At 71.6% G+C, this 7,802-nt stretch carries 9 protein-coding genes; 2 read left to right on the forward strand and 7 right to left on the reverse strand.

The window, feature by feature from the left end; genetic code table 11:
• Together KBX53_RS14900 and KBX53_RS14905 are read right to left on the reverse strand one after the other, a co-directional pair.
• Window positions 1–944: nucleoside-diphosphate sugar epimerase/dehydratase (locus KBX53_RS14900; protein ID WP_369010004.1), on the reverse strand; the 944-nt coding region annotated here is incomplete at its 3' end.
• Window positions 945–1,207: 263 nt separating this feature from the next.
• Complete coding sequence (locus tag KBX53_RS14905) at window positions 1,208–2,068, reverse strand: Fpg/Nei family DNA glycosylase (RefSeq protein ID WP_030331658.1); 861 nt, start codon at window positions 2,066–2,068, stop codon at window positions 1,208–1,210.
• Between the two features lie 136 nt (window positions 2,069–2,204).
• Between KBX53_RS14905 and KBX53_RS14910 the strand changes: the two genes are divergently transcribed.
• Window positions 2,205–3,512: a glycosyltransferase family 4 protein gene (locus KBX53_RS14910; protein ID WP_210859858.1), complete on the forward strand. Its 1,308-nt coding sequence runs from the start codon at window positions 2,205–2,207 to the stop codon at window positions 3,510–3,512.
• 147 nt (window positions 3,513–3,659) lie between these two features.
• Here KBX53_RS14910 and KBX53_RS14915 read toward each other — a convergent pair whose 3' ends face one another.
• From KBX53_RS14915 to KBX53_RS14935, 5 genes are all read right to left on the reverse strand, one after another.
• A complete protein-coding gene (locus tag KBX53_RS14915; RefSeq protein WP_030331654.1) occupies window positions 3,660–4,382 on the reverse strand; it encodes a CDP-alcohol phosphatidyltransferase family protein in 723 nt (240 codons plus the stop codon).
• Window positions 4,357–5,424: an iron-containing alcohol dehydrogenase family protein gene (locus KBX53_RS14920; protein WP_030331652.1), complete on the reverse strand. Its 1,068-nt coding sequence runs from the start codon at window positions 5,422–5,424 to the stop codon at window positions 4,357–4,359. The genes KBX53_RS14915 and KBX53_RS14920 overlap by 26 nt, the downstream gene beginning before the upstream one ends.
• A complete protein-coding gene (locus KBX53_RS14925; protein WP_030331650.1) occupies window positions 5,412–6,143 on the reverse strand; it encodes a sugar phosphate nucleotidyltransferase in 732 nt (243 codons plus the stop codon). Before KBX53_RS14925 ends, KBX53_RS14920 begins: the two co-directional genes overlap by 13 nt.
• Window positions 6,144–6,220: 77 nt before the next feature.
• A complete protein-coding gene (locus KBX53_RS14930) occupies window positions 6,221–6,988 on the reverse strand; it encodes a hypothetical protein (RefSeq protein ID WP_030331648.1) in 768 nt (255 codons plus the stop codon).
• Window positions 6,985–7,437, reverse strand: a complete 453-nt coding sequence (locus KBX53_RS14935) for an NUDIX hydrolase (protein ID WP_030331646.1) — start codon at window positions 7,435–7,437, stop codon at window positions 6,985–6,987. The genes KBX53_RS14930 and KBX53_RS14935 overlap by 4 nt, the downstream gene beginning before the upstream one ends.
• Before the next feature lie 109 nt (window positions 7,438–7,546).
• Between KBX53_RS14935 and KBX53_RS14940 the strand changes: the two genes are divergently transcribed.
• On the forward strand, window positions 7,547–7,802 hold a 256-nt coding region (locus tag KBX53_RS14940), incomplete at its 3' end, for a cyclic nucleotide-binding/CBS domain-containing protein (RefSeq protein ID WP_210859864.1).

The raw sequence follows: 7,802 nt of genomic DNA on the forward strand, positions 1-7,802 counted from the left end.
AGCGGCAGACCCTCGATCGGCCGGATGTGCACCCGGGGGCCGGCGATGTCGGTGAGCTGCGGGGCGACCACCAGGTCGACACCGGAACCCTCCAGTTGCCAGGCCAGCCGCCGCAGCTCACCCGGCTCGGCGCTGGCCGACCCGCAGACGGCGATGGTGTCCCCGCCGACCTCACGGACCAGGGCCAGCACGTCTCGGCCGGAGTAGACCGGCACCGGGGTCGGCATCCCCCGGGCCGCCGCGTACCCGTTGGTGATGTGGATGGCGACGGGCATCAGCCCGGCGGACGGGCTGCGGGTGACCGCCGCGTAGACCTCCAGGCACTCCGGCAGGGTGCCGACCAGCACCATCCGGTGCGCGGCCTGGCCGGCCTGCCGGCGGATGTAGTGCAGGGCCCAGCGGGCCACGAACCGGCCCCAGAGGATCAGCAGCGCCGCACCGACCAGCGCGGTGCCCACGGTGAACCGGGAGAGCTGGGTCACTGTGGCGAAGGCGAGGAAGGAGACGCTCGCGGCCACCGTCACCGACGCCCGGATGACCCGCTTGTACTCGTCGGGCCCGAGCCCCAGATAGCGCCGGTCGTACGCCCGGTTGCCCCAGAGGATGACGACCCAGCCGAGCGGGAGCAGGAGGTAGGAGATGGTGTGGAACCAGGTCGGGTCCTGCTTGGTGCCGGAGAACCCGGAGGCGGCCTGGTCGAAGAGCTGGATGGCGATCCAGCTGGCGAACGCCGCCGCGCCGAAGTCGAGCAGCACCAGGATGGCCGTGTAGGGGCGGTGCCAACGGGAGACACGACGTCGCGCCCTGGCCCACGCCGACCGGGGTACACCGTTGTGCGTAGTCGGCGTCGGCGGCTGGATCTCGAAGCTGTCGACGTGCCGCACGAGTCTGCTCCGGCCTTCGTTGGATACCGGGCGCTGGAGGCTTGCCGTCACCTCACCCATGTCCTCCCGCATGACACGGGCCGCTCACTCGGCGTGAAGGCCCGGGTCGCCCACCGTCCCAGTCTCCCACGCGAGCCCGACCGGTTGCCGCCCCGAAGGAGATTGGCGACCGATGGTTACGGTGGGATCTGGCCGGCTCCACACCATTTCAGAAGCCGGGGACCGGGCCACTATACCGATGGATACCCGAACGGCGGGACCGGCGGACCGGAGCTTCGGCACAGTGAGGGCGATTCCACTCGGTGATCACCGAGTGTAATTACTCACCGTACGAGACGGGACAACCGACGGTCAGCGAGCGGCTTCCCGCCGGTCTGGCAGGTCGGGCAGTACTGGAGGCTGGAGTCGGCGAACGACACCTCGCGCACGGTGTCCCCGCACACCGGGCAGGGCAGACCGGTCCGCGCGTGCACCTTCAGACCCGAGCGCTTCTCGCCCTTGAGTTCGGCGGCCCGCTGACCGAGGGACCGCTCGACCGCGTCACCGAGGACCTGCCGGGTGGCGGCGTGCAACGTGGCGAGCTGGGCGTCGGTGAGCCGATCGGTGATCGCGAACGGCGACAGCTTCGCCGCGTGCAGGATCTCGTCGGAGTACGCGTTGCCCACGCCGGACAGCACCGACTGGTCGGTCAGCACCCCCTTGACCTGCCCCCGCCGGCTCCGCAACCGCTCGGTGAAGGTGGGCAGGTCCGCGGCGAGCGCGTCCGGGCCCAGCTTGGCCACCCCGGGGACCGCCGCGAGGTCGGTGACCAGATATGCGGCCAGCTTCTTCTGGGTGCCCGCCTCGGTGAGGTCGAAGCCGGAACCGTCGTCGAGGCGTACCCGCACCGCGATCGGGCCCTTGCCCGGCCGTAGTGGGGTGGTGGCGGGGAACGCCTCCCGGTAGTGCAGCCAGCCGGCCCGCGCCAGATGCACCACCAGGTGCAGGCCACCCTCGAAGAGGACATCGAGGAACTTTCCGTGCCGACTGGCGTCGACCACCGCCCGGCCGGCGACCTCGGTCGGCGCCGGCTCGTACGTCTTCAGGGCACTGATCGCGGCGATCTCCAGCCGATCGACACGCCGCCCCACCGCGCGCTGTCGCAGGTAACCCGCGAGCGCCTCAACCTCCGGTAGCTCGGGCACGACCCAACGGTAGCCTTCTTTCCCGTGAGCGTGAGGAATGAGCTTGCGAGTTCCCACCGCGAGCGCGAGGAGTGAGCTTGCGAGCCCCGCAGTCGCGAGCAACAGTCGGCACGGTCGCGAACGAAAGGCAAGCTCAGTGAGAATCGTGGTGGCGCACAACCGGTACCGGGAAGCCCAGCCCTCCGGTGAGAACACGATCGTCGACTCGGAGATCGCTCAGCTCACCGCCGCTGGCGTCGAGGTGCTGCCCTTCATCCGCAGTTCGGACGAGATCCCGTCGATGTCGAAGGCGGCCAAGGCGCTGCTGCCGATCTCGCCGATCTGGGCTCCGCGCGCCCAGCACGACCTGAGCCGCCTGCTCACCGAGCACCGGCCGGACGTTCTGCACCTGCACAACCCGTACCCCCTGCTCTCGCCCTGGGTGGTGCGGACCGCGCACCGACACGGCGTGCCGGTGGTGCAGACGGTGCACAACTACCGGCAGGTCTGCTCCTCGGGGATCTACTTCCGCGACGGGGTGATCTGCCAGGACTGCAAGGGTCGGGCGTTGGGGGTGCCGGCGATCAAGCACCGCTGCTACCGCGACTCGGCGGTGCAGAGCGCGCTGATGGCGACCACCCTGGCCGTGCACCGGGGCACCTGGCGCTCGGTGGACCGGTACATCGCGCTCACCTCGGCGATCGCCGACCACCTGCGCGACTACGGCATCCCGGACGAACGCATCGTGGTGAAGCCGAACTCCGTACCCGACCCGGGTCGGCCGGCGCCGCTCGGTGACGGGTTCCTCTTCATGGCCCGACTCTCCCCGGAGAAGGGCGTCGACCTGCTGTTGGACGCCTGGCGTCGGCACCCGGTGGGTGCGCTGGGCACGCTGCGGGTGGCCGGCGACGGCGAGCTGCGCCACCTCGTGGAGGCAGCCGCCGCCGAGCGGCCCGACGTGGTCTACCTCGGTCAGCTCGACCGGGCCGGCGTGCGGGCCGCGGTCGAGGCGAGCGCTGTGGTGATCGCCGCCGCGATGTGGCACGACGTGCTGCCCACCGTGATCATCGAGGCGATGGCGAGCGGCCGGCCGGTGCTCGGTACGGCGTTGGGCGGCATTCCGTACCTGGTCGGGGCCGACGCCCCGCACGAGCCCGCCGGCACCGGGCCGGCCGCCGTCGCCTCAACGGTCGCCTCACCTGTCGCGTCCGAGGTCGCCTCGCCGATCGCCCCCGGGGTCGGGCGGTCGGCGAGGCCGGCCGGTATCGCTCAGGGCGAGGCCGGTTGGGTGGTCGCGCCGGAGCCAGCCGCGCTCGCAGCCGCCCTGCCGGTCGCCCGCGCCGGTGCGCCCGGACTGGCCTCGGCCGCCCGCGCCCGCTACGAGCGCACCTTCCACCCCGACGTCGTCACCAAGCGGCTCATCGACATCTACGCGGGCCTGTCCCGTGCCCCCCACCACGTCTGAACCCGCGCCGCTCGCCGCCCCGCCGCCGGCTTGAGGCAGCAACTTCAGGGTTGTTGCGGTGTGCCGGCGGCTGGAGGCAGCAACATCAGGGAAGTTGTGTGGATCTTGGAGCGGGGCGGGGCGGATGCCCGGCCGGGGGCGGGGCGGTCAGCGTAGCGAGGCGCGGGCGGAGAAGGCGATGCTGGCCAGCAGGAAACCGCCGTTGACGATGGTGAAGGCGATCATCACCCAGAGGGCCAGCGCGGGGGCCACCGCGAGCACCAGGGCGGCCACGAAGATAACCGCGCCGTAGTCGCGGACCAGCTTCACCAGGCGCACCGGCAGCGAGGTCGAGGTGACCATGCTGGCCGCGTTCGGCCCGGCCTGCATCACCGACGTGACCAGGTTGACCATCCAGGTGCCGGCGAAGGCCGCCACCAGCCAGGTCGGCGTGGACGGCTGCTGCGCCACGGCGGTGGCGGCCAGGGCGGCCACCAGGGCGATCTGCGCGGCCACGTCGCAGAGCACGTCGACCCGGGCGCCGGCCGCGCTGCCCTGGCCGGTCACCCGGGCCAGCTGCCCGTCCGCGCAGTCCAGTGAGTACGCCACCTGCCAGCCGATCAGGGCGAGCAGACCAACCAGCCAGGCCGGTACGTCCCCGGCGGCGACCGGGCCGGCGAGCGCCACCACGGTGACCGAGGTGGCCAGCCCGAGCACCAGGTTGGTGATGGTCAACGCTGTCGGTCGCAGGCCGAGCCGCTGGGCTACCAGCGCGAAGACGGCCCCCAGCCACTGGCTGATCGACTCGCTGAACAGGCCGCCACCCCGGTTGACCCGGTGGAAGTCGGCGATGGTGGGACGGGGGTCAGCCAAGCTGGTCGCGGATTGCACCGGCGTAGTCTGCCAGCCGTTCCCGGGTCTCGGTAGGCGACAGTGCCAGGTGTTCGAGGATGGTGTACCGGTCCGGGCGGGTACGCGGCGCGAACTGCACCGCCTCGATGAACTGGTCGTCGGTGAGCGCCACCTCGGCGGGGAGCCGGGGCAGACCGTGTCGGGCCAGGCAGGCAGACATCTCGCCGAAGCGGCGGAGGTCTCCGCGCAGCCAGGTGCAGAACAGCGCGCCCAGCCCGGCCAGCTCGCCGTGCGAGGCGGTGCCGGGAAAGAGCGAGTCGACAGCGTGCATGATCTCGTGGCAGCCGCCGCTGCACGGGCGGCTGGTGCCGTCGACAGCCATCGCCAGGCCGCTGGAGATCAACGCCTCGGCGAGGACGATCACGAAGGCGTCGTCGCTCATGTCGCCCGGGTGGTTGAGCACCGCTTCGGCGCCCGCCCGCGAGAGCGAGGCGGCCAGCCCGTCGACCGGCTCACCGCGTACCTGCCGGGACAGCTCCCAGTCGGCCAGCGCGCTGATGTTGCTGATCACGTCGCCGATGCCGGCCCGGTTGTGCCGGTCCGGGCCGCTGTCCACGAAGTCCAGGTCGACGATCACCCCGATCGGGATGTGCACGCCGTAGGAGCCCTTGATCCCGTCGGTGATCAGGCTGGCCACCGGGGAGGCGATCCCGTCGTTGGCGAGGCTGGTCGCCACCGACACCATCGGCAGCCCGCGACGGGTGGCCGCGTACTTGGCCACGTCGATGGTCTTGCCGCCGCCGATGCCGACGACCGCGTCGTACGACCGGGCGCGGAGTTTGCCGCCCAGGTCGTCGGCGGCGTCCAAGGTCCCGCCGGAGACGGTGAAGACGTCCGCCGAGCGCAGCGACGGTCGGATCAGCTCCGCGATCTGGGCACCCTGACCCGGGCCGACCACCACCGCGACGTCGCCCCCGGAGGAGATCCGCCCGTCGGCCAGGATCGCGCCCAGGTCGGCGACCGCCCCGCGTCGCACGTCGATGTGCAGCGGGGTGAGGACGCTACGAGCTAGTAGCGGCACGCGATCTCCCGCGCGCGGGCCAGGTCGGCGTGGTTGTCGACCTCGACCCACGGGACGTCACCGATCGGCGCCGCCCGCACCTCCCCGCCCCGGTCGGAGAACTCCTGGTAACCGTCCTCGTAGTAGAGGTTCGGGTCCCGTCGCCAGGTGGCCTCCAGCGCGTCGGCGAGGGCGTCGGCGACCTGCGGCTCGATCAGCGTCGCGCCGATGTACTCCCCGTACGCCTCGCCCGGATCCATGATCTTGGTGATCCGGGTGAGCTGGCCGGCGGCGTCGAAGGTGGTCTTCATCTCCTCCTCGGCCAGCGGCTTGAGGGTGTCCACGGCGAGCAGGATGCCCGGACCACGCTCGGCGAGCAGGGTCTTCTCCACGCTCACCGGGTGCACGGTGTCCCCGTTGACCAGCAGCACCCCGCGCGCGAAGTACTCCCGGGCCAGCCAGAGCGAGTAGGCGTTGTTCCACTCCTCGGCCTTGTCGTTGTGCACCAGGGTGAGCGTGACCCCGTACCGCTTCTCCAGGTCGGCCTGCCGGTCGCGGACCGCGTCCGCCGCGTAGCCGACGACGATCACGATGTCGGTGAGCCCGACCTCGGCGAGGTTGCCCAGCGCGATGTCCAGGATCGTCGTCTCGCCGTCCACCGGCACCAACGCCTTGGGCAGGGTGTCGGTGTACGGGCGCAGCCGTCGTCCCGCGCCGGCCGCGAGCACCATTCCGATCATCGCGACATCCTCCCTCGTCCTGCTCCGGTCACCGCTGGAGGATAGCCCCGGCCGGGTGCGTCGCTCCGGCCAACCGGTCAGCCGGGCAACGCCGCCAGGTCGGCGAGCATGGTCAGGCGCTCCTCCGCGCCGAGCGTGGCGTACGGGCCGGCGGCCCGCCGGTCGGTCTCCAGTTCGATGGCGAGCCGTTCGGGGCCGGGCGGCAGTGCGGCGATGCTCGACGCGGTGTGCCCGGCGGCGGCCCAGGCGGCGGCGTGCGCGTCGGCCCGGTGGTGTCGCAGCGCGCCGAGCCGGTTGAGCAGCAGTACGCCCGACGGGGTGCCGTCCGGTTCGTACGGGGGCGCCAGCGCGGCGAAGGCCGACCCGCCCCGGTCCTCTTCCTCGTCGGCCAGCACCAGGGCGTACGACAGCAGTCGGCCGAGCACGGCGACCAGTCGGGCCACCCGGTCGTCGTGACCGGCCCACAGCTCCTCGGTGACCTCGGCGTGCACCTGGTAGAGCTCGGCGAGGAAGGCGGCGCCGCGTTCGGTGGCGGAGAGGGTGCCGTCCGGGCTGCGGTAGATCATCCCGTGGGCCACCTGCTTGTCCACGGCTCGCCGGCAGACGACCGGGTCGTGGTAGCGGGTGATCGCCGCGAACCCGGGCCCGTCGACGGTGCCACCGGGTGCGGCCAGTCGGGTGCGCAGGTCGACCAGGAAGCCGGTCGCCGTGACCCCGCCGTAGCGCTGGGACAGTTCGGCGCCACCACCGTCCCGGCCGGCCAGCATGCCGGCGCGGAAGGTCCGGTCCACCGCCGGTGCGAGCAGCCCGGCGATCCGGTGGGGCGCCAGCGCGACGGTGTTCACAGACCGATCGACCGGAGGACGGCGAAGCCCTCCTCGGCGATCCGCCGGATCAGCCCGTCGTTGACGTCGCGGTGCTCGTCGAGCACTGTCAGCTCGTGCTCGGCCAGCCAGCGGTACTCGGTGTGCTTACCGGCTTCCAACCTCGGGCGGTCGAGGTCACCGTCGACGCGGACCAGAAAGTCGTGCTCGGTCCGGGCCAGGCCGTCGTCGCCGACGTAGCTGTACTCGCCCACCTGGCCCAGGACGTGCGAGAGGACCCAACCGGTCTCCTCGGTGATCTCCCGGCGGAGCGCCTCGTCGATGTCCTCGCCCGGCTCCAGGTGGCCGCCGACGATGTCCCAGCAGTTGGGGAACAGGCGTCGGTGTGGTGAGCGGCGCTGGAAGAAGATGCGGCCGTCATGGTCGACGATCAGCGCGCCGGCGCAGCGCAGGGGCTCGGTGGACACCATCCGACAGTAGCCAGCGTCCGCAGCTTGTGCGATGCCGCTCTTGTCCCGGAAACATCCACCGACCACCATGTCTGTACCGAATGCCACCGTCCCAAAGGAGTGATGCGTGATGCAGGTACGGGATGCGATGTCCAGCCAGGTCCTCGTCGTCGGTCCGGAGCACACGCTCCGCCAGGCGGCCCGGATGATGTCGGCCCGTGGTGTCGGGTCGGCGGTCGTGATCGACCCGGATTCCGAGGGCGTGGGGATCATGACCGAACGCGACGTGTTGAAGGCCATCGGCGCCGGCCTGGACTGCGACGTGGAACGCACCGGTGCCCATCTGACCTGGGACGTTGTCTACGCGGGGCCGGAGTGGACAGTGG

This window comes from Micromonospora sp. M51, assembly GCF_018070305.1.
Lineage (GTDB): Bacteria > Actinomycetota > Actinomycetes > Mycobacteriales > Micromonosporaceae > Micromonospora > Micromonospora parva.